Origin of the sequence: Paracoccus sp. (in: a-proteobacteria) (genome assembly GCF_030538655.1) — a bacterium.
GTDB lineage: Bacteria > Pseudomonadota > Alphaproteobacteria > Rhodobacterales > Rhodobacteraceae > Paracoccus.
Genome location: NZ_JAUNTO010000011.1, coordinates 85,362 through 105,756 on the forward strand (window position 1 = coordinate 85,362; position 20,395 = coordinate 105,756).

Annotated in this window: 22 protein-coding genes; 6 read left to right on the plus strand and 16 right to left on the minus strand. The window is 64.4% G+C overall.

Features of this window, described 5'->3' with window-relative positions; genetic code table 11:
• The 10 genes from bioB to fliL all read right to left on the minus strand — a co-directional run bounded on the left by bioB (window position 1) and on the right by fliL (window position 7,907).
• Window positions 1-1,068: a biotin synthase BioB gene (gene bioB / locus Q4G22_RS09275; RefSeq protein ID WP_303385622.1), complete on the minus strand. Its 1,068-nt coding sequence runs from the start codon at window positions 1,066-1,068 to the stop codon at window positions 1-3.
• A 72-nt stretch (window positions 1,069-1,140) separates the two neighbouring features.
• Entirely contained in the window at window positions 1,141-1,506 is a 366-nt protein-coding gene (locus Q4G22_RS09280) for a hypothetical protein (RefSeq protein WP_303385623.1), read from the minus strand.
• A complete protein-coding gene (flhB, locus tag Q4G22_RS09285; protein WP_303385624.1) occupies window positions 1,500-2,567 on the minus strand; it encodes a flagellar type III secretion system protein FlhB in 1,068 nt (355 codons plus the stop codon). Before flhB ends, Q4G22_RS09280 begins: the two co-directional genes overlap by 7 nt.
• Entirely contained in the window at window positions 2,564-3,319 is a 756-nt protein-coding gene (locus Q4G22_RS09290; RefSeq protein WP_303385625.1) for a flagellar biosynthetic protein FliR, read from the minus strand. Before Q4G22_RS09290 ends, flhB begins: the two co-directional genes overlap by 4 nt.
• The gene (locus Q4G22_RS09295) at window positions 3,319-5,388 is read right to left on the minus strand and encodes a flagellar biosynthesis protein FlhA (RefSeq protein WP_303385626.1); all 2,070 of its coding nucleotides are present in this window, start codon (window positions 5,386-5,388) and stop codon (window positions 3,319-3,321) included. The genes Q4G22_RS09290 and Q4G22_RS09295 overlap by 1 nt, the downstream gene beginning before the upstream one ends.
• Window positions 5,385-5,663, minus strand: a complete 279-nt coding sequence (locus tag Q4G22_RS09300; protein ID WP_303385627.1) for a hypothetical protein — start codon at window positions 5,661-5,663, stop codon at window positions 5,385-5,387. The genes Q4G22_RS09295 and Q4G22_RS09300 overlap by 4 nt, the downstream gene beginning before the upstream one ends.
• Window positions 5,663-6,529 carry a flagellar motor stator protein MotA gene (motA, locus tag Q4G22_RS09305; RefSeq protein WP_303385628.1) on the minus strand — a complete coding sequence of 289 codons (867 nt, stop codon included), beginning with the start codon at window positions 6,527-6,529 and terminating at the stop codon, window positions 5,663-5,665. The genes Q4G22_RS09300 and motA overlap by 1 nt, the downstream gene beginning before the upstream one ends.
• Before the next feature lie 10 nt (window positions 6,530-6,539).
• Window positions 6,540-7,085, minus strand: coding sequence for a MotE family protein (locus Q4G22_RS09310; protein WP_303385629.1), 546 nt, complete (start codon window positions 7,083-7,085; stop codon window positions 6,540-6,542).
• Window positions 7,078-7,428: a hypothetical protein gene (locus Q4G22_RS09315; RefSeq protein WP_303385630.1), complete on the minus strand. Its 351-nt coding sequence runs from the start codon at window positions 7,426-7,428 to the stop codon at window positions 7,078-7,080. Before Q4G22_RS09315 ends, Q4G22_RS09310 begins: the two co-directional genes overlap by 8 nt.
• Window positions 7,425-7,907, minus strand: coding sequence for a flagellar basal body-associated protein FliL (fliL, locus tag Q4G22_RS09320; RefSeq protein WP_303385631.1), 483 nt, complete (start codon window positions 7,905-7,907; stop codon window positions 7,425-7,427). The genes Q4G22_RS09315 and fliL overlap by 4 nt, the downstream gene beginning before the upstream one ends.
• Before the next feature lie 115 nt (window positions 7,908-8,022).
• On the opposite strand from fliL, the gene fliF reads away from it, so the two are divergent.
• The 5 genes from fliF (at window position 8,023) to Q4G22_RS09345 (ending at window position 12,240) form a co-directional block, all read left to right on the plus strand.
• The gene (fliF, locus tag Q4G22_RS09325) at window positions 8,023-9,630 is read left to right on the plus strand and encodes a flagellar basal-body MS-ring/collar protein FliF (RefSeq protein WP_303385632.1); all 1,608 of its coding nucleotides are present in this window, start codon (window positions 8,023-8,025) and stop codon (window positions 9,628-9,630) included.
• Window positions 9,627-10,187: a hypothetical protein gene (locus Q4G22_RS09330; RefSeq protein ID WP_303385633.1), complete on the plus strand. Its 561-nt coding sequence runs from the start codon at window positions 9,627-9,629 to the stop codon at window positions 10,185-10,187. Before fliF ends, Q4G22_RS09330 begins: the two co-directional genes overlap by 4 nt.
• A gap of 3 nt (window positions 10,188-10,190) precedes the next feature.
• Window positions 10,191-10,448 (plus strand): FliM/FliN family flagellar motor C-terminal domain-containing protein, encoded by a 258-nt coding sequence (locus Q4G22_RS09335; protein WP_303364611.1) that lies wholly within the window; start codon window positions 10,191-10,193, stop codon window positions 10,446-10,448.
• Window positions 10,448-11,170 (plus strand): flagellar type III secretion system pore protein FliP, encoded by a 723-nt coding sequence (gene fliP, locus Q4G22_RS09340; RefSeq protein ID WP_303385634.1) that lies wholly within the window; start codon window positions 10,448-10,450, stop codon window positions 11,168-11,170. The genes Q4G22_RS09335 and fliP overlap by 1 nt, the downstream gene beginning before the upstream one ends.
• A 101-nt stretch (window positions 11,171-11,271) precedes the next feature.
• Entirely contained in the window at window positions 11,272-12,240 is a 969-nt protein-coding gene (locus Q4G22_RS09345; protein WP_303385635.1) for an AraC family transcriptional regulator, read from the plus strand.
• On the opposite strand, the gene Q4G22_RS09350 is transcribed toward Q4G22_RS09345, so the two are convergent.
• The 6 genes from Q4G22_RS09350 to peaA are packed head-to-tail and all read right to left on the minus strand — an operon-like array spanning window position 12,135 to window position 18,909.
• Window positions 12,135-13,862 (minus strand): ABC transporter ATP-binding protein, encoded by a 1,728-nt coding sequence (locus Q4G22_RS09350; RefSeq protein ID WP_303385636.1) that lies wholly within the window; start codon window positions 13,860-13,862, stop codon window positions 12,135-12,137. The two genes, Q4G22_RS09345 and Q4G22_RS09350, sit on opposite strands and share 106 nt — an antisense overlap.
• Window positions 13,862-14,518 carry a S8 family serine peptidase gene (locus Q4G22_RS09355; protein ID WP_303385637.1) on the minus strand — a complete coding sequence of 219 codons (657 nt, stop codon included), beginning with the start codon at window positions 14,516-14,518 and terminating at the stop codon, window positions 13,862-13,864. The genes Q4G22_RS09350 and Q4G22_RS09355 overlap by 1 nt, the downstream gene beginning before the upstream one ends.
• A complete protein-coding gene (gene peaD, locus Q4G22_RS09360; protein ID WP_303385638.1) occupies window positions 14,515-15,591 on the minus strand; it encodes a quinohemoprotein amine dehydrogenase subunit beta in 1,077 nt (358 codons plus the stop codon). Before peaD ends, Q4G22_RS09355 begins: the two co-directional genes overlap by 4 nt.
• A 4-nt stretch (window positions 15,592-15,595) precedes the next feature.
• The gene (qhpC, locus tag Q4G22_RS09365; RefSeq protein ID WP_303385639.1) at window positions 15,596-15,919 is read right to left on the minus strand and encodes a quinohemoprotein amine dehydrogenase subunit gamma; all 324 of its coding nucleotides are present in this window, start codon (window positions 15,917-15,919) and stop codon (window positions 15,596-15,598) included.
• Entirely contained in the window at window positions 15,916-17,361 is a 1,446-nt protein-coding gene (gene peaB / locus Q4G22_RS09370) for a quinohemoprotein amine dehydrogenase maturation protein (protein ID WP_303385640.1), read from the minus strand. Before peaB ends, qhpC begins: the two co-directional genes overlap by 4 nt.
• Window positions 17,362-17,370: 9 nt before the next feature.
• Window positions 17,371-18,909: a quinohemoprotein amine dehydrogenase subunit alpha gene (gene peaA, locus Q4G22_RS09375; protein ID WP_303385641.1), complete on the minus strand. Its 1,539-nt coding sequence runs from the start codon at window positions 18,907-18,909 to the stop codon at window positions 17,371-17,373.
• Window positions 18,910-19,119: 210 nt separating this feature from the next.
• Between peaA and Q4G22_RS09380 the strand changes: the two genes are divergently transcribed.
• Window positions 19,120-20,352, plus strand: a complete 1,233-nt coding sequence (locus tag Q4G22_RS09380) for an NAD(P)/FAD-dependent oxidoreductase (RefSeq protein WP_303385642.1) — start codon at window positions 19,120-19,122, stop codon at window positions 20,350-20,352.
• Window positions 20,353-20,395 lie beyond the last annotated feature (43 nt).

Below are 20,395 nucleotides of genomic sequence, written 5' to 3' on the forward strand. Positions count from 1 at the left end.
TTAGCGCAGCACCGGAATGGCCGGATCGGCCTGCCGGGCGGCCTGTCGCCGCGTCTCGGCCTGCAATTCTGCCGGATCGGGCATATGTTCGTGCGCAGCCATCGGCTTCAGCCCCAGTTTGGCGAACAGGCGCGCGTCCTGATCTTCGCCGGGGTTGTCCTTGGTCAACAGCGTATCACCCACGAAAATCGAGTTCGCCCCGGCAAAAAAGCACATCGCCTGCATTTCATCCGACATTTCGGTGCGCCCGGCCGACAGGCGAACATGAGCCTGCGGCATCATGATCCGCGCCACGGCGATGGTCCGCACGAAATCAATCGGATCAACCGGCGCGGCATGTTCCAGCGGCGTGCCCTCGACCGGGATCAGCATGTTGATCGGCACGGAATCGGGCGGCTCAGGCAGGTTAGCCAGCGTCACCAGCATATCCACCCGGTCCTGATTGCCCTCGCCCAGACCCAGAATGCCGCCGGAACAAACCTTGATGCCAGATTTGCGCACGTTTTCCAGCGTTTCCAGCCGGTCCGCAAAGCTGCGAGTGGTGATAACCTTGCCGTAATGCGATTCCGAGGTGTCGATGTTGTGGTTATAGTAATCCAGCCCGGCCTGTTTCAGCCGCTGCGCCTGACCGGCATCCAGCATTCCCAGCGTCATGCAGGTTTCCATGCCCAACGCCTTGACGCCCTCGACCATGGCGACGATCTGCGCCATGTCGCGCTCCTTGGGGCTGCGCCAGGCCGCACCCATGCAATAACGGGTCGCCCCGGCGTCACGCGCGCGCCGCGCCTCGGCGATGACGCGCTGCACCTCCATCAGTTTGGAGGCGGACAGGCCGGAATCATAACGCGCGGACTGGCTGCAATAGGTGCAATCCTCGGGGCAGCCACCGGTCTTGATCGACAAAAGCCGGCTCATCTGCACGCGGTTCGGGTCGAAGTGCTGGCGATGCACGGTCTGAGCCTGAAACATCAGATCCATGAATGGCAAATCGAACAGCGCCCGCGCCTCGTCGCCGGACCAGACCTTGCGACCCGAAGTGTCAGAGGCGGAAAGATCGGTGTGCAGCATGGCGGTTGTCCGTGACTGTGAATGCGCCCAAAGCCTTAACAGCTTGCCACGCCGCTGTCCAATGGCGGCGGCTTATGACCCCGGCTTTTGCCGCATCGCGGCGGCGGCCAGATTATACAGCGCCTCGGCCCGCCCGAACTCGCGCGAGGCGGTGGCGCGCGCGACCTCGAACCGGGGCATCATGCGATCCAGATCGGCATTGGCCTTGCGGATTTCACGCGCCGCGCGGCCCGCCTGCGCATTGGCCATCCGCGCCTCGGCCACGCCCAGGGGCGCGGTGGCGTGATAGGATTGCTGCAAGGCGGCCTCGAGGCTGGCGATGTTCTGCCGCGCGGCCGTGACATGAGCGTTGAAGGCGGCGAATTTGCGCAACTCCAGATCAGCCTTGATCCGGGCGACCTGTTCCAGCTGCTGCAACTGCTTGATTTTCTTTACCATCCCGCACGGCTCCGGGCACGCATCTTTTCAGCAAAGCGAATGGCCGCCGCGACCGGACCAAAGTGATCGCGATGGATTTCCTCGCCCACCTTGACGGTGGCGTGAATGGCGCGGGCACAGGGCGGATCTGACCAAATAGGGACGTTGTTTTCCTTGGCTTTTTCGCGAATTTTGGCGGCGATTTCATCGACCCCCTTGGCGACGCAGACAGGGGCCAGCCCGCTGCCGCGTTTCCATTCCAGTGCGACGGCGTAATGCGTGGGGTTGACAATCACCACATCGGCCTTGGCCACATCGGCGATCATCTGCGACATGACAATATCGACAGCCTTTTGCCGCCGTGCACCCTTCATATGCGGATCGCCCTCGGAATCCTTGTGTTCGTCCTGCATTTCCTTGCGGCTCATCCGCAGCTTTTGCAAATGTTCGTGGCGTTTCCACAGGTAATCGATAATGGCAAACACCGCCGAAATCGCCAGCGCCATCAGCAGCACGCGCCCGATCAGCATCCCCAGCCCGGCCACCCAGCGCCCTTCACCCATGAAGGGCGTGTTCAGCACCAAATTAATCAGAGAGGTAAAAAGATACCATCCGCCCACGCACACCACCCCCACCTTGGCCAATGAGATTGCGAATTGCACCAGACCGGATTTGCCGAATTTCTGCTTGGCATTGGCGAAGGGGTTGATCTTTTTGATGTCGGGCATGATCTTTTTGCCCGCAAAGACGATGCTGCGCTGCGCCGCCAGACCGGCAATGATCGTGACACCCGGCACCAGCACCAGCGCCAGAACCGCCATGGCCGCGAACTGCCACAAACTGTCGGCCAGTGCGTAAACCGACCCTTGCGGCCAGCCATCCGCACCCATCGCGCGGGCGCCCATCGCCAGCCACGTCCTGACCGCATATCCGGCCAGCAGCGCAAAGGCGACCCAGGCGCCCAGATACATCAGCGCCGCGTTCACCTCGGTCGAGCGGACAATATCGCCCTTTTCCCGCGCCTTGCGGATCTTCTGTTCCGAGGCGTCGAATTGCTTGTCGTCCTTGTCTTCCTCGCTCATGGCACCCCCGGCAAGGAAATGGACAGCACCGCATCGGCCCAAACCCCGACCAGCAGCGGTGCAATCACCACCAGCGCGGTCAACGCCAGCAGGATCGAGCCGGGTGCGCCGATGAACAGCACCGGCAGTTGCGGCATCACCTTGTTGATAACCCCCGACAGCGCCTGATACAGAAACCCGCCCAGAATGAACGGCGCGGCCAGCATCATCGCCAACCCGAAACTGCGGGCGACATAAGACAGGATTTCGGGCAGGATAGCGGTGATGTCAGGCACGCCGCCCAACGGCCACAGCACAAAGCTGTCAGCCATCAGTTGCACCATCATCACCGGCAGCCCCAGCGTGAACAGGATAGCAAGCCCGCCCAGATGCAGCATATTGCCGACCGGATGCGGCGAAGCCTCATTCGCGCCGCCCACGATCTGCGCCAGCGACGTGCTGGCGGCAATGGCGCTGGTGCCGATGTCGATGGCAAAGGCCATGATCCGCACCAGTGTCCCGGCAGCCAGCCCAACCGCCATTTCCGTGATCGCCGGCAACAGCAGCCCGGCGGCATCCGCCGTGTCAGGGCCGACACCGCTGACCTGTGACAGCAGCGGGGCCAGTGACATGGCGATGGCCACCTTGACCCGTCCCGGCACCATGCGTTCGCCGATACCGGGCAGCATCAGCAAAAACGCCTGCAACCGGAGATAGGTCAGCACCAGCCCCATATCCAGGCCTGGAACCGCCGCGACCAGCCCGTTCAGCATCAGGCGGCCTCGATCGTGCCGACCAGCCGCAACTCGGCGGCCGGGTCGATTTCCTCCAGCCCGATGACCGGCACCGCCAGCCCGTTCGAGGCCAGCAGCGATTTCACCATCCGCCGCCGATGATCCGGTGCGGCGATCACCGGCGAACCGGCCGGTTCCGATACCGCCATCGCCTTGCGCGTCTGATCCAGCAGCTTGCGTGACAGCGCAGGTGTAATCGCCCCGCCGCCGCTGCGGCCCGTTTCGTTGTCGGATCGCACGAACTCGGCCTCCCACGCGGGGTGAAGCTGGATCACGCTGATCCGGCCTTCGGGGTCGGCCAGTTGCTGGGTAATCTGCCCACGCAGGCGCTTGCGCACCAGTTCATAAACTGTTTCCACCGAATCAATGCTCCGGAATTCGGAAATTGCATCGACGATCAGTGGCAGATTACGGATCGAGACCCGTTCTTCCAGCAGACCGCGCAGCACCGCCAGCAGCATTTCGGGCGTTACCTTGTCGGGAATCATGCTGTCGAAATACTTGCGATAGCGTTCCGCACGGGCCGGATCAGACAGGTTCTTCAGCTCATCCAGCTGCCGCTGCATGGCTGATTGCGTCAGCAGCGCGGGCAGATGCGCCTTGACCACCTCCATCAGATGGGTGGACAGGATTTCCATCGGGGTGACAACGGTCGCGCCCAGCATCACCGCTTCGTCCTGCGCGTCACGGCTGATCCAGCGGGCCGGGCTGCCATAGACCGGCTCTTTGACCGCGACACCGCCCAAAGATTTCACCGCATCCTCGGGGCCAAGCGCCAGCACCTCGGTCGGGCGCAGCACACCGCGCCCGCGAACCACACCCTGAATGCGGATCTGATATTCGGTCGGCGGCAGGTCGTCGGTATCGGTGATACGCACATCGGGCAGGATCAGACCAAAGCCACGCGCGATATGGACCCGCAGGTTATTGATGCGTGTGCCCAGCCCACGCGCCTGATCCAGCGCGATGACGATCAGATCCGTGCCGATCTCGACGCTGATTTCATCGGTATCCAGCACATCGCCGATACGGCTGACCGGGGTTGGTTCGGGCGTGTCGTCGATCTCGGGCAGATCGGCCACCGGCTTGCGCCGGGATACGCGCCAGGCGACCGTGCCCATGACGGCAGCAATGCCCAGAAACAGCAGCGTCGGCATCCCCGGCACCATGGACATGACCACCATCGTGCCCGCAACCACCGCCGGTCCCTGCCAGCCTTGCAGCAACTGTTTCGACAAAAGCTGGCTGGTGGTATCGGTGGCCCCCCCGCGCGACAGCAACAGCGCCGCCGCCATCGAGGTAATCAGCGCCGGCACCTGCGTGACCAGGCCGTCGCCGATGGTCAGCCGCGAATAGGTCGCCACGGCATCACCAACCGGCATACCGTGAATCAGAATACCGACCGTCAGCCCGATCAGCAGGTTAATCATGGTGATGACCAACCCGGCGACGGCATCGCCCTTGACGAATTTCGACGCCCCGTCCAACGAGCCGAAAAAGCTGATCTCGCGCTGTTCCCGTTCACGGCGGCGCTTTGCCTCGGCATGGTCGATCGCGCCCGAGGACAGGTCACCGTCGATGGCCAACTGCTTGCCGGGTAAGGAATCCAGTGCAAACCGGGCCGACACCTCGGCCATACGGCCCGAGCCTTTGGTGATGACCATAAAGTTCACCACCGTAATCACGCCGAACACCGTGATCCCGACCAGAATGGACCCGCCCGCTACAAACTGCGCGAATCCGGCGATTACCTGCCCTGCGGCCTGCTCGCCCGTATGCCCTTGCGTCAGGATCAGTCGGGTCGAGGACACATTCAGAGACAGCCGGATCACCAGCGTCACCAACAGCATCACCGGAAACGCCTGAAAATCCGTCGGTTTATCGACCAGCGAGGCCATCACCAGCAACAGCGTAGCCGTGGCGATGGAAATCGCGATACCGAAATCCAGCACGCCCGCCGGCAGCGGAATCACCAGCGAGATCACGATCAGCACCAGCCCGCCCGTGACCAGCAGACCGCTGTTTCCCTTGAAGGCAGCGGCGTTCATTCCCCGGCCTCCTCACGGCTGATGGCCGGGCGCAGCAGATCTTCGACCGGCCAGACGGCACCGGTCATCAGCCCGGCGCGGCGCAGAAAGATGATCGCCTGCAACCGATCCTCGGGCCGCATCCGCAGCAGGCGCAGCCGCGTATCAGACGGCAGCGGTTTCGCCTGCAAAAGCCAGGTCTCCGCATCGGCGATGAACAGGCCCAGCGGCGTTTCGGGAGCAGCCGCCGGGGACTGAGCCAGACCCGCCGCCAGCACAAGGGCATGAGTCAGCATCAGGCGGCCTTTTTCAGTTCGCGCAGGGCTTCTTCCAGCGTGTTAAAGCTGGGGCGAACATGTTCCGGCACCGCCTGACGGCCCACCTCGACGCACAGATTCGTGGCGTGCTGGTGCAATCCGGCGATCAGAACCGATTTGATGACATCATAGAAGGTCTGGTCCTGTTTGGTCACAGAGGCCAGCCGCTGCGCCAGCGGCGCGACAAAGCCATAGGCCAGAAACACGCCCAGAAACGTGCCCACCAGCGCACCGCCGATCATCTTGCCCAGCACGGCGGGCGGCTGGTCGATGGCGCCCATGGTCTTGATGACACCCAGCACCGCCGCGACGATCCCCAGCGCAGGCAGCGCGTCCGCCGTGCTTTGCAGCGCGTGCGAGACATGCAGCTCTTCATCACACAGGCTGCCGATGCGGCGCGACAACATTTCCTCGACCTGATAGGGGTCGTCATAGTTCAGGCTGATCGAACGCAGCGTGTCGGTAATCAGCCCGATCACGTGATGATCGGCCAGCAGGCGCGGATAGGTGGTAAAGATCGACGAGGACTCGGGGTTCTCGATATGCTCCTCCAGCGCGACGGGGTTTTCGCGGGCGATGCGCAGCAGCTGATACAGCAGGCACAGCACATCCTGATTGTCCTGTTCGGTCCATTTCGGGCCTTTGAAGGCCTTCACGATCCCGCCCACCGTATGTTTCAGCACCGAAGTGTCGTTCGACAGGATATAGGCGCCAACCGCGGCACCGCCGATCATCATCATTTCGAAGGGCAGCGAATACAGGATCACACCCATATGGCCACCGGCCAGCAGATAGCCGCCAAAGACCATGGCAAAGGTCAGAACGATGCCGATGATACCAAACATATGCGGTTCCTTATGGTTTGCGGGCGCTGCGAGCGCCCATATGGGTGGTCAGGATCGCCGCCTGCCCCGGCTCGACCGCAGCGATGATGCGAGCGCCGTTTTCAGGGGTCAGGCGCATCAGGATCTCGGCGGCGAAATCGGGTGGCAGGCTGGTCAGCACCTGTGCGGCATCGGTCGGTTTCATCACGTCATAGACCGCGACCAGACGGTTGATGTCGTCCTGAACCGCCGCCGAAGCCTGACTGCGCCGACTATGGCTGCTGGTCTGCACCGCGCGCAGTTCGGACAGCCGCGTGCGCAGGGTCTGTTCGGCCAGCGCCAGCTCTGCCTTTTTTGCCTCAAGCGCCTCGGTGTAGGTCTGGATGCGCAGTGCGCGGTCGCGCAGCTCTCCGGCCATCGCGACGGCCTCGGGCACGTCCAGACAGCCCTCCATCAAGGTCGAGGGCGCGGCGGCAAAGGCAAACAGGCTGCGCGGCAGATCAACGTGACGCGCGGCAACCACCGCCACAGGCAGCAACAAAGTCAGGCCAAGGACGGGCAGGATACGCTTATGCATCGGCAGACTCCGCACGTTTGCGCAACCGGCGGGCACCGACTGTGGGGCTGGCAGGGGCAGCGGCATCGATGATCTTGCGGCGCAGATCCCAATGCGCGCGTTCATTGCGCGACCGGGCCACTTCGGCGGCCAGGGCTTCACTGGCGGATTTGGCCTCGTCGCGGGCGGCGATGATGGCCTTTTCCAGCCGGTCCACCTCGGCTGCCATAACCGCGATGGCGCCGCCCAGCCCGGTTTCCAGATCGTTCAGACGCCGCAGACGCCGTGCCAGAACGACACAAAACACCGCCAGCCCGACCGAGGCCACGGCCAGCGTGACCTGAAGAATGGTTTCGATCATCATTGCAGCATGAACTCCGTAATCAGCAGATCCTTGACCACCGCATCGCCCAGCACATAGCGGGCGCGCGTCACCAACTCGGCCCGGACGATTTCCAGAACACCGCGCCTGCCAAACGCCTTGGGGTCAATGTCCGCCAGAAAGCTGTTGAAGGCATCCGACACGCGCGGCATCAGATGTTCGACCTGCGCGCGATCCGCCGTGCCGGTTTCGATTTTTGCAGTCAGAATCAATGTGCGCGGCGGATCATTGGGGATCGACAGCCTGATGCGCGGCACGTCGATGAAATCGAGCCCCGGTGCACCCTCAGCCCTGGCGGCGGGCTTTTCCTCGCCCGGTGCCAGCAGGGCGGAAGGCGACCAGACCCCCAGAAATGTCGAGGCAAAGCCGCCCCCGCCCAGCGCGGCCACCAACAGGATTGGCAGCAGCATTCCCTTTTTCTTTGCCGGCGTTTCAGACGCTTCGGCGGTTGCGTCGGTCATGGTGATTCTCCGTCCGTTCCAGATGGATTTATCACCCCGGCACTAACCAATTCTTAACGCCAGCCGTGCCATGAAGATCTGGTCAAATTTATCGCCGATTCGAAAGGACCGGGTTTTGCAAAAATTGCAGGACTATTGGAGCGACAGAAGCTCGCAGCAGAAAATCACCCTGGTGGCCGCGTTCGTGGGCACGTTCCTGGCGATTGCCGCCTTTGCCGTGATGGCCAACCGGCCCAGCATGGCGCTGCTTTACGCCGGGCTTGATCCGCAGCAGGCGGGCGAGGTGGTGACGGGCGTCGAACGATCCGGCGTCCCTTACGAGGTGCGCGGCGATTCGATTTATGTCGATTCACGGCAGCGCGACAAATTGCGCATGGATCTGGCCGGACAGGGCCTGCCTGCCGCGGGCAGCGCGGGTTACGAGATTCTGGACGGCATGTCAGGGTTCGGCACCACCTCGCAGATGTTCGACGCCGCTTATTGGCGCGCGAAAGAGGGCGAGCTGGCCCGCACCATTCTGGCCCTGCCCAATATCAAGACCGCGCGCGTGCATCTGGCCGTGGCCAACCAACGCGGGCTGCGTCGCGAATCGGCGGCCTCGGCCTCGGTGACGCTGACCACCAATGGCGCGGCGGTGACGCGGCAACAGGCTTCGGCGCTGAAATATCTGGTCTCATCCGGCGTGCCGGGGATGGACCCGGAAAAGGTCGCCGTAATCGACAGCGAACGCGGCATGGTCGCCACCGCCGAAGATCTGGGGGGCGCAGATCGTGCCGCCGACATGAAACGCAACGTGGAACGGATTCTGGAACCGCATGTCGGCTTTGGCAATGCCATCGTCGAGTTGAATCTGGATCTGGTCACGGAACGCGAACAAATGACCGAACAGCGGTTCGATCCGACCCAGCGGGCAATGATTTCGCAAGTGACCGAGGAAACCTCGGATCAAAGTAATTCGCAAGGATCGGGCGCGGTCACAGCGGCATCGAACCTGCCCGAAGGCCAGCAAGGCGCCGGTGATTCGACGCAATCGAACCGTTCGGAAAACCGCCAGCAGGCCAATTTCGAAGTCAGCAGCGTCACCCGCGAAGTGCTGCGTCAGCCGGGATCGGTGCGTCGCATGACGGTTGCCGTGCTGGTGAACGGTGTGGCGCAGGACGGCGGTCAGGTCGTGCCCCGCCCCGAAGCCGAGCTTGAGGCCATCCGCGAACTGGTGGCTTCGGCTGTCGGCTTTGATGCGGAACGTGGTGATCAGATCACGGTGAAATCGCTGCCCTTTGCCGCGCTCGGTCAGGATGGAACGCTGGCCTCGCCCGCGGGGCTGATGGATCGCCTGGACCCGAACGGTCTGGCGCGGCTGGCCATCATCGGGCTGTTTGCGCTGGCGGTTGCCTTTGTGGTGCTGCGGCCGATGCTGCGCGGGCGCAATACCGCCACCACTGCGCTGAACGCGCCCGGCACGGCCTTGCTGGACGACAGCCGCCCCACAGGCGGCATGGCCCCGGTGGCACCGCAGCAGACATCCCCTGGCATCATTGAACCGCCGCAATCTCTGGCCGGGCTTGATGCCGCCGTGATTGGGCAAACTCCGGCAGCGGCGCAGCAATTGTCGCTGCCGCCCGCCGACCCGGTGGCCCGACTGCGGAACATGATGAAAGACCGGCAGGATGAAAGCATGAAAATCCTGTCCAACTGGATCGACAAGAAAGAAGGCACCGCATGAGCCTGTCCGTCCTCAAGCTGGAATCGTTCACACCCGTTGGCAGCATGTCGCGCGTGGCCGCCGCAGCCGCCCGTGCCGCGCTGGACGAGGCTTATCAGCGCGGTGTCGTTGATGGGCGCAGCGCGCAGCACAACAGCGAAACCGCAGCCCTGACCGCTGCCTTGCAGGAAATGGCGCAGCAGATCGCCGCCGACGAAACCCGCCGCACAGAATTGCGGCGTGAAGCGGTGGCTGCGCTGGCCCCGATCCTGAGCGCTATGCTGGACGCGATTGTCCCCATCGGAACGGCCCGCCGGCTGGAACAGGATCTGGTCGGCGAACTGACTCGTCTGGCGCGGCAGACGCCCCCTGTTGTCTGTCAGGTTGCCTGCTCGTCCGAAATGCGGCCGATGGTGGAGCGCTGCGCCGCCGACGCCGGAATGACCGCAATCGACATCATTGAACAACCGCTGGGGCAAAGCCTGCATCTTAACCTGTCCGGCGGGCATATCGAATTTTCACAGGATCAGGTCGTGCAATCCGTGCGCCGCCTGATCGCCGAAATCCAGGAGGATTGACCTATGGACGACCTGCACCGCCTTATCCAGACCGACGATATTCAGGTTGAAGTCACCATCCGTCTGGGCCGCACACGCCAGACGGTGGCGCAACTGTCCTCGCTGCGCCCCGATGATGTGCTGACGCTGGATCAGGCTATTTCCGACGGGGTGGAAATCTGCGTCGGCGACAAGGTGATCGCGCGGGGCGAACTGACCGGCGACGGCTCGCCCGAAGACCGGCTGTGCGTGCGCATCATCGGTGCGGCGGAAACGGCGTGATGCGCCGCCTCTCCGTCAGGCTGGCCGCCTCCGGCCTGCCCGTCATCCTGCCTGCGGCCGCGCTGGCGCAGGATTTCGCCCTGCCCGGCGCGATGGCGGACGGGCTTGGCCAGAACGCGGTTCTGATCGTGCTGGCGATGACGGCGCTGTCGCTGGCACCGGGCATCGCCATCATGGTGACGTGTTTTCCCTTTATCGTCACCGTGCTGTCGATCCTTCGCCAGTCTATCGGCCTGCAACAATCGCCGCCGAACATGCTGATCGTCAGCCTGTCGATCTTTCTGACATGGTTCGTCATGGACCCGGTTCTGCGCGAGGCATGGCAAGTGGCAGGCGCGCCGTTACGCGATGGCACGATCACATTGGGCCAGGCATTCGAACGGGGGATCGTGCCGTTTTCTGGCTTTATGCAGGCCCGCACCAACCCTGATACGATGGCCGCACTGGCCGAAATCGCCCCCGCAGGCCCCGGCGGCGACGACCGTCTGGCGGTGCTGATCCCGTCCTTCATGCTGTCAGAAATCCAGCGCGCCTTTGAAATCGGCTTTCTGATCGCCCTGCCGTTTCTGATTATCGACCTTGTGGTATCAGCGGTGCTGATGTCGATGGGGATGATGATGGTGCCGCCGGTTGTCGTCTCATTGCCTTTCAAACTGGCATTTTTCGTGGTGGTTGACGGTTGGACACTGATCGCACAGGCCCTGGTGCGCAGTTATTCCTGACGCGGCGGGCCAAATGCTTGAAGCGCCCCTGATCGCCTATGCTAGACTGCCCGGAAAGCCAACGGGGCGGGTGGAATCGCCCACCCGACGGGAGACCGGGGATGCAGACAAGCTGGATACGCACCGCGATTGCGGTGCCGATTTTGGGTTTGCCGCTGGAAGCGGCAGGCGCCATCCACATGCCCTTGTCCAGCTTTACCCGGTTGATGGAAAACGAACGCCGCCATCGGCCCACCGCCGATGTCTGGCGCAGCGGCGAGGCGATGCAACTGAAATCGCTGTCGCGATTGGGGGAAGCCATCGGCAACAGCCGCAATCTGGGCGAGGCCCTGAAAACCTTTGCGCATGGTTTTCCGCTGCTGCAATCGAATACCAGCGTCGAGCTGAGCATCATGGATCACGAGGCGCATGTCTCTTATCGTGTGCTGGACCCGCATATCTGGCCGCGCCGGGCCGATGCGGAACTGTCGCTGGGGCTGATCCGTGGCATCTGCGCCCGCTTTGGCATCAGCCGCGACGCTGTTCTGGGCGTCAGTTTTGAACACGAGCCGGATGGCGCGACCCGTGATCTGGCCCAGCATCTTGTGGTCGCGCCTGCTTTTGGCGGCGATGAAAACCGTCTGCGTCTGGCGGTTTCGGCCCTGTCGAACCGGCCCGTTGTGGCACGCTATGATGATTATACCGAAAGCTGGCGGCAGCTTGAGCAGGCCCTGCGGCGGCAGCGCAGCGACACGGATTTGTCGGCACGGGTTTACACTCATGTCCTGCAACGTATCGGCCATGGCCCGGCCTCGCAGGCCGATACCGCCAACGCCCTCGGCATATCCGAACGCAGCCTGCGCCGTGGTCTGGCCGCGCAAGGCAGCAGTTTCAGCGAAATCATGGAAAACTGCCGCCGGATGCAGGGCTATGCGCTGCTGACCCGTTCAGACCGACCTTTGTCGGAAATCGCGCTGTTGCTGGGCTATTCCGACCAGACCGCCTTTTCACGGGCATTCACCCGCTGGTATGGGGTGCCCCCACGGGAATTGCGCCGCTCGGGCGCGCTGGAAGAAAGCGTGATCCGCTGATCGAACGGCCCTTCGCGCACCGGGCCGGCATGGGCAACGAAAATCCGCGTGCGATCCGCCAGCGCCACATCAAGGGCGGCCAGAATGCGGCGGCAGCCCGGTTCGTCCAGTTCGGAAAAACTTTCGTCAAAGATCATGATGCCGGCCGGGCGCAGCACCGCGCGGGCCAGCGCAATCTTTTGCCGCATCCCGCCCGACAGATTGGCGCCGGTTTCAGCCACAAACGTGTCCAGCCCCTCTGCCGTCAGCGCCCAATCCGCAAGATCGGCCAGCTTCAGCGCGCGCCACAGGGTGGCGTCATCGGCATCCGGCGCGGCAAGGCGCAAGTTGTCGCCGATACTGCCGCGCAGAACGGTCGGTCGCTGACCCAGATGGGTGATATGGGCTGCCAGCGCATCGGGACGCAAGGTTTCGACATCCGCACCGTTCAATGTGACACGACCTTCTGCACAGGGCGCATCCCGGCTGGCCAGCGCCAGCAGCCGCGATTTCCCGATCCCCGATGGCCCGTCGATCAGAACACGGCTGCCCGGCAGGATCGTTACAGTCACGGGCGCGTGCAAGGCCCCCACCGCCCGCGCAGCTTGAAACACCAGACGACCCGGCGACGGATCATCGCCATGGCCCGGCCGGGCCGCAGACATGACGGCATCCAGCCGTCCGATCGCCACCCGTGCCATCGCCTGAGCGTGGTATAGCCCCAACAGGTTGCGCAGCGGACCGGACAGCATCCCCGCATAGGCCAGAAAGGCGACCAGCGTGCCGATCTGCCAGTCACCGCGCACAACCAGCCAGCCCCCGATCAGCAACACCGCCGCGCGGGTCAGCGCGGCAAGGATCTGACTGACCGCGCCGACGGTTTCACCCCACAGCCTCTGCCGCAGCAACTGGTCGATCTGCACCCCCTGCACCCGCGCCAGATCGGCCTGGCGCAGACCGACCGCGCCCATCGCGCGCAGCATGGGCGCAGCGGACAGGTTTTCCGCCAGCAGCGACGACAGATCGCCGCGCAGGCTGCGGGTCTGTTCGGCCAAAGCCTGTGTCCGCCGCCGCGCCCGCGACAGAAACGCCAGTTCCAGCGGCGCAAAAACCGCAGGCAGCAGCGCCATCCGCCAATCCAGCGCCAGCATCAGGCCAAGCCCTCCGACCAGACGGAACAGCGCCCCCACCGCCACCAGCACGCTGTCAAAGGCAAAGCTCTGGATCGTGGCGCAGTCGCCATCCAGCCGGGTCATGGACTCGCCCAGCGGCGGGTCGGGCAGGGCCGGATCGCGCGCCATCGCCGCATCGGCAACGGTCAGCCGCAGATCAGCCAGCATCCGCGCCGAAGCCCGCAAATGCAACAGCGAATTCACCATCCCTAGCGCGACGGTCAGCAGCCCCAGCACAAAGGCCAAGGCCGACCACCGCACCAGCGCAGGCATATCGCGCGCCATGATCCCCTGATCTATGACCTGTTTTGTCAGCAGCGGCAGCACCAGCCCCACAGCCGCCGCGATCAGCGAACTGGCCAGCACCACAGCCACACCGGGCAGCGTGCGCGCGACGACCGGCGGCATCCAGCCGCCCGCAACGCCCTGAAACAGCCTGCGCGTCAGCCAGCGGGACAGTCGTGCGCGCATCAGCCGCGCCGTTCCGCGCCGTGAAAGCTGGCCCGTTCGCTCAGCAGCCGGGTGGCGGCCGCAACATCGTCCAACGCCGCGCCTGCCGCCAGCATCGCGGCCAGATGCCCGGTCAGCCGCGCCGCGCCCAGACTGGCGCCGCCGATGCCGCCGGGACGGTGTTCGGGGGAATCGCACCATGCGCCAAACAGCGCCGGTCCCAGAACCGAAATCTGATCCCACCCGCAGCGCGCATCCCCGGTCGCGGCGATGACACCGGGATATGCCGCCGGAAAACAGGGCGCGCCCTGTGCCGGATGGGCCGCGACCAGCAGCAGGCCAGGGCGCAGGATCGACTGAACGGCGGCGCGCAGGACGGCACGGTCTTCACGCAGGCCAAGGCTGAGGCAGATCAGCCGGGGCGGGTCGGCCAGCCCTGCCAGCCAGCGCAGCGCAGCCGCCACCCGCACCGCGCTGGTCAACGGGCGGTCGTGAAACACCTGCGCGTGGATGATATGGGCCGCAGGACAGGCACGGGAGATGATCCCCGCAACCGTCGTGCCGTGCCCCAGAACATCGGGCGTCTGTGGCGCGGTCGAGCCGTCAGCCAGAAACGCCCGGCCCTCGCCGGTCGCCACCTCTGGCCCGCCGCTGTCAACCACGCCGACGCGGATCATCCGTCTTCCCGCTGAAACATCCGCACACTGGACAGCGACATCGAGGCCCCGCCGGGCAAATCGACCTGTCCCTTTCTTTCCAGCGTCTCGGCATCATAGGCCGCCAGATCCGACAACGCCCCGCCCAGCCAGACAGTGCTGCCATCATGCGAGACATTCACCGAATAATAGCTGTGCGGCAAGGATACCCGCCGGATCGGCTCGCCCTTCACCGCATCAAAGGATTCCAGCACGTTATAGGCGCCGTAAATCCGCGTGCGGCCGGGGTTCGATGCGGTCGAGAAATAGAACACGTCCATCGCCCGCACGTCGCGCATATCCAGCTGCCCGCTGTCCAGATCCAGCGTCAGCAGGCCGGTGCGAAAGGTGTCGGGGTCATCGGCGGCACCGTCCTTGCGCGCCATATAAAACGGCGTCACCAGCCGGTTGCTGGTTTCATACTGGCTCCAGACCGCCAGCACGTCGGGCAGAGTGTATTCATCGGCCTTCCAGCTGTGAACCGGCTGCACCCCGGTCTGCTCGCCGGTGGCCGGGTCAAAGCTGTAAACGTCGCGCCCCAGTCCAAAGATGCGGCTGCCATCGGTGGACCACGCCATCAGGGTAATCTGACGTGGCGCGGGAAAGGTGCTGCGCAGCGTCATCGTGGCGGTGTCATACAGGGCAATGCGCGTCGGCTGGACCTGAAATTCCGACGGCAGCATCCGCACCGGCGACTGATAGACCGCCAGCGTCGCGCCATCGGGCGACAGCGCGATCCCGAACAGGCTTTTGACCCGCTCATCATCGCTGGACATATCGGCGCGGGCCAGAGTCTCGCCGGTCATCAGATCGACTTTGAGCAGGCTTTCGGTGCGGTTCACATTGACATAGGCGGTGCGGCCATCGGACGAGACCACCGGCACCGCCGCCATCGGGCCGGACCCGGCAGGCAGTTCGATCACCTTGTCCACCGCCATCTTTTCGGCATCAACCACGATCAGCTTGTCAGGCCGGATCGAGGCCAGCAGATATTCGCCCGACATGGCCGGACCGGCCAGCATCACACCCGCGATCAGGGGAAACAGCATTCGCATCGGGTCAGCCTTTCTGCGGGAAAACGGATTGCAGGTTGCGCCAGTTGGTGACGGGATCGGCGGCATCTGCGCCCCAGTCGGGATAGGTGTTCAGCGTGTCGGCCACCTGTGCGGGCCACCAGCAGGGATCGGCGCAGCCATACAGGTCGGCCTCCATCGGCTGGCACAGGTTGGACAGGGCGCCAAAGGCGTCCACCTCCCACCCCGGATCAAAGGATGTGGTGCAGCCGACAAGGCTGTTCATCGCCACGACTTCATCAGCGCGGCCTTCGGCCTGTGCCTCGGCCAGAGCTTTGGCCTTGGCGTTGGCGGGGGTCAGGTGCTTCATTGGATAACCTCCTGTGCGGGGCGGATGCGCGGTTCCAGCTGGGTGCGGAAAAAGGACGGGTTGGCCTGCATGATGCGGACATAGGACTGGATGCCGAAATCCACCCAGTCGCGCATCAGATCGCAATAATGATAGACCGGGGCGAACGGGTCGCCCTGTCGCGCATAGGATTCGTGATAACAGCCGCCCGCACAGATCGCGCGGATGCGGCAGGTGGTGCAGCCCATGCCGCTGCGATCCTGCGCCTTTTCGATAAAGGCGCCCAGCCGGGGCAGGTCGATGCCGGTGTCAACATTGCCATAGGTCGGCTGATCCGAGCCGACAAATCGGTGACACAGGTGCAGATCCCCCGCGCGGTCCACCGCCAGCATCCCCAGCCCGGCCCCGCAGGGCACCGCCTTTTTCGTGCCTTGCGCAATATCGGTCAGCAACTGGTGCATGTTGGAAAAGCCGATGTTTTCGCCGCGGCAGGCGGCCTCGGTATAGCGGCGGCCAAGGGTTTTCATATCCTCGAACGCCTGTTTCAGCGCGGTTGCATCAAGGTTGAACACCGAAATCGGGCCGGATGTGGCCGGGCCAAAGCCGACCTCGGCAAAGCCCAGATCACCCCGCAGATGGTCGTGAATGGCGATCACATCGGTGACGCCGCGCGTCAGCGTGACCCGCGCCCCCACCGGACGCGAACGGTAACGCGACAGCAGCATCCGCACATTGCGCGCCACCAGATCATAGGTGCCCTTGCCGCCCACCGTCTTGCGGTTGGTATCGTGCAGCGCCTTTGGCCCGTCCATACTGACTGTCAGGGCAAAGCGATGCGCGTCGAACCAATCGGCCAGTTCCGGCGTCAGCAGCGTGGCATTGGTGGTCAGCGAGAAATCCGCCACCTTGCCCAGTTCCGCCGCGCGCGGCCCGGCCCATTCGACCACCTGCCGGATCAGCGGCATGTTCGACAGGGGTTCACCGCCAAAAAAGACGATATTCACCCGATCCCGCCCGGCAGCCTGTTTCAGCAGCAATTCAACGCTGGCCCGCGCGGTGTCAAAGGACATCTTTTCGCCCTTGGACGGGACGGCCAGATCCTCTTTATAGCAATAAGTGCAGGCCAGATTGCAGCCGGTATTCACATTCAGAATGATCGTGGACAACGGAATATCCTCGACCCGAACGATGGTGCGCGGGGTGTTTGCATCGGCGGCATCGCGCAGAATATCCAGCGCCATGAATGACTTGACGCAATCTGCCAAGGCATCCGGGCCGTGATGGCCCAGTGCCGCGCGCAGGCTGTCGGCGTCAAAGGCATCCACGCCGCGCGACAGATCGTAAAGATCACGCGCCACAGGGTCGAGTTCGAACAGCGAGGTGGTGGGCACATGCATCAGCATGGCGTGGCCGTCCACATCCACCCGATGCGCATTTTCCCGGATCAGTTTCAGCATCCCCATAGCGGCACCTCAGCGGATCGGAGCATCGACGAACCGCTGCACCGTCGCATAAAGATGCGCCTCGGCGGTCAGCGGCGGATCTTGTTCGACGGTGGCGATCACCCGCAAATCACCGATGTTATTGGTCATCATCGGCCGTTCCGGGTTCGGCCCGGCATCCGCAGGGGTGAACAGGCCGGTCTGGTCAATCGAACCGGCATATTTTTCATCCTGCATCCGGGCGGCTTCCTCGCTCCAGGGGGCAATTGACCAGGTGGCGGGCATAATGCCCACGGCCACATCGTCATCGGTGCCGGGCTGGCCGTCAGGGCCGTTCAGCCAGCCCATCGCCTGAAACTGCGCCGGAGTTTTCGGAATAGCGCCGCCCCCGCCGCCGATACGCGAGATGGCAACATCCGGGATGATCGAGATGCGGTCCAGCCGCTCATAGGCGACCAGATCCACCGGCTGGCCCGCAACCTCCAGCGTGACCGGGCCGGGCTGTGCCGCCGTCAGCGTCAGCATGACACCGCCCACGTCCCGCGTGACCGCTTCAACCGTCACGCCATCGGGTGCCGTGACCTGATCCGACAGGCCGGTGCCGGTGATCTGGATCATGGTGGGTTGGCCGATCCGCAGCATGGCGGGCTGCGCCGCCAGCACGACCGGCGGGTGATCGGCACGCACCGCGCTGATCCGGCCGCCGGTCACATCCTGCGCCGCCAGAAACCAGCGTCCGTCCAGACGCCCATCAAGGCCAACCGCCAGAACCTGATGAATGTCGCCATCCCCACCGCCCAGCGTGCCGCGCCATTCCCCCGCCCCAAGGATATGCGCGCGGCCTGTGTATTCGGCCTGCGCACCATCGCTGTAGGTCAGCGCCATTTTGACATCCATCGCCGCGCGCGGGCCGGTGACGGTCATCGTGCCACGATAATCGCCGCGACCGGGCTGATGGCCGGCGACGATATAATCACCCGCCGGATCACCCGCATAGGCCGCGGGCGCCTGACCCAGCGGATAATGCTCGGCCAGCCAGGGAATGATCTCGGATTGCGCAATGCCCCACCAGTCGCGATCCCGCGCCAGCGCCTGATATTCCAGCGTCGGAAATTGCCCCAGATGGAAATGCACCAGCTTGGCCCAATCTTCGGGCGTGCGACGCTGCAATTCCACCCGCGCATAGGAATGGCAGCGGCCGCATGTTTCCGTCATCTGCTGGTTTGGACCTTCATCAATGGCCACCGGCTCGCGCTCAAGGATATAACGGCGGCCCTGTGTTTCCGCGACGCTCAGCCCTCGCGTGTCGGACAGATAGGCGATGACATCGGCAAGCTCGTCATCCGAAACGCCCGCGATGTTGAAGTTGCGGATCATGCGCCGCACCGTCATATCCCAACCCTCGGGCGTTTTGCGCACGCTGTCGATCCGGTCCCAGCCGGTCGCCGTCTTTTCATGACAGGCACCGCACAGAGTGCTGACGGTTTCTTCGCCGCTGGCGGCATGGGCCGGGTGGGTCAGGACAGAACAGACGGCGACCACAGCAAGGGTCGTCAAACGGGTGTGCATAGCGGGCCTTCCCTTGGCTGGCGGTGCCCGGCGTTCAGAAACCGGGCCATGTCAGCCCAAGGCAAGCGGAAGAAACCGCCACATTCTTGTCATTTCCGGCCAAAGTTGCGACCTTCTGTCGCAGACGCCGATGCTGGCCGAAAATGCCAAGTCATTCCTGCGATGCGGCGGGCAGGGTGCCAAAATCCACGCCATTCTGCGAAAGGCGGTATGAACCTGCGACACGACATGGTGATTCTGGGCGGCGGACCGGCAGGCGCGGTTTCGGCCTGGCTGGCCGCGCGTGACGGTCTGTCGGTCGCGCTGATCGACCCCGACCGCACGCCCGCACGGATCGAAGGGCTAAGCCCGCGCCTGCATCGCTGGCTGGCCGGGCAAAGGCTGTTATCGGGCTTTGACGGGGTGATCGGCCCCCTGCCCCGGCAGGTGGACTGGGGCGGGATCGCAGGGGGCAATACGGAATATGTTGTCGAACGCACCGCGCTGGACCGGCACCTGCGCGCCATGGCCGAACAGGCAGGGGCGCGACTGATCCGGGCGGCAGGGCGGGCCGATGGCGGCGGCGTGATGTTGGACGATGGCCGGATGTTGAGCTGCGGCTGGCTGCTGGACGCGCGCGGTCGGGCCGGGGCACCCCGCGCGCCCGGCCGCGCACCTGCGACCATGGCGCTGTCAGGCTGGCTGCGCGAAACCTCAGATACCCCCGGCGGGCAGGTTTCCACCCTGCCCGATGGCTGGCTGTGGCGTGCCGCCCTGCCCGATGGCCGGGTCTGGGCGCAGTTCGTCACCGATGCCGCCGGTCACGGCACCCCGGCTGAGCGGCTGAGCGCCGCCGCCGGGCCATTGTCAGCCGCCCCCATGGTGCGCGAGGCCGCGCCCCGGCTTGCGGTTGCGCAACAGGATCTGCGCCATCTGCGCATCGGCGATGCCGCCGCAGCCATGGACCCGCTGTCAGGTCACGGGCAGTTCTGGGCGGTGTCATCAGCACTGGCGGCGGCAGCCGTGCGCCGCACCCTGACCGACGATCCGCAGATGACAGCGATCTGCCACCGCTTTCTGACTGCCCGTGCGCAAAACGGCGCCACCCGGCAAGCCCGTATCGGGCGCGATTTCATCCGCGCGGAAACCCGCTTTGCCGATGCGCCCTTCTGGGCCACGCGCCGCGACTTTCCCGACGATCTGCCGACCCACCAGACCCGCAGCGATTTCGCGGTCAGCACCGGCCCGGCCATCGTCAATGGCCGTATCGCCGAAACCGAACTGCTGCTGACGCCGCACTCCCCCGATGGCGTGGCATGGTTCGGCACGATCAGCGCCGCCGAGGTGTGGCGCAGCTTTCAGGCAGGCGGAGCCAAGGCGATTGCCCGGCGATGGGGCAACATGGCCCCGGCCCTGACCGCCGCACTCTCCGCCGAAGCCATGGCCCGGAATCAGCAGGTCTGATCCTGATGCCAGCCCTGTCCGCTGCGCATATGGTCCGGCAAGC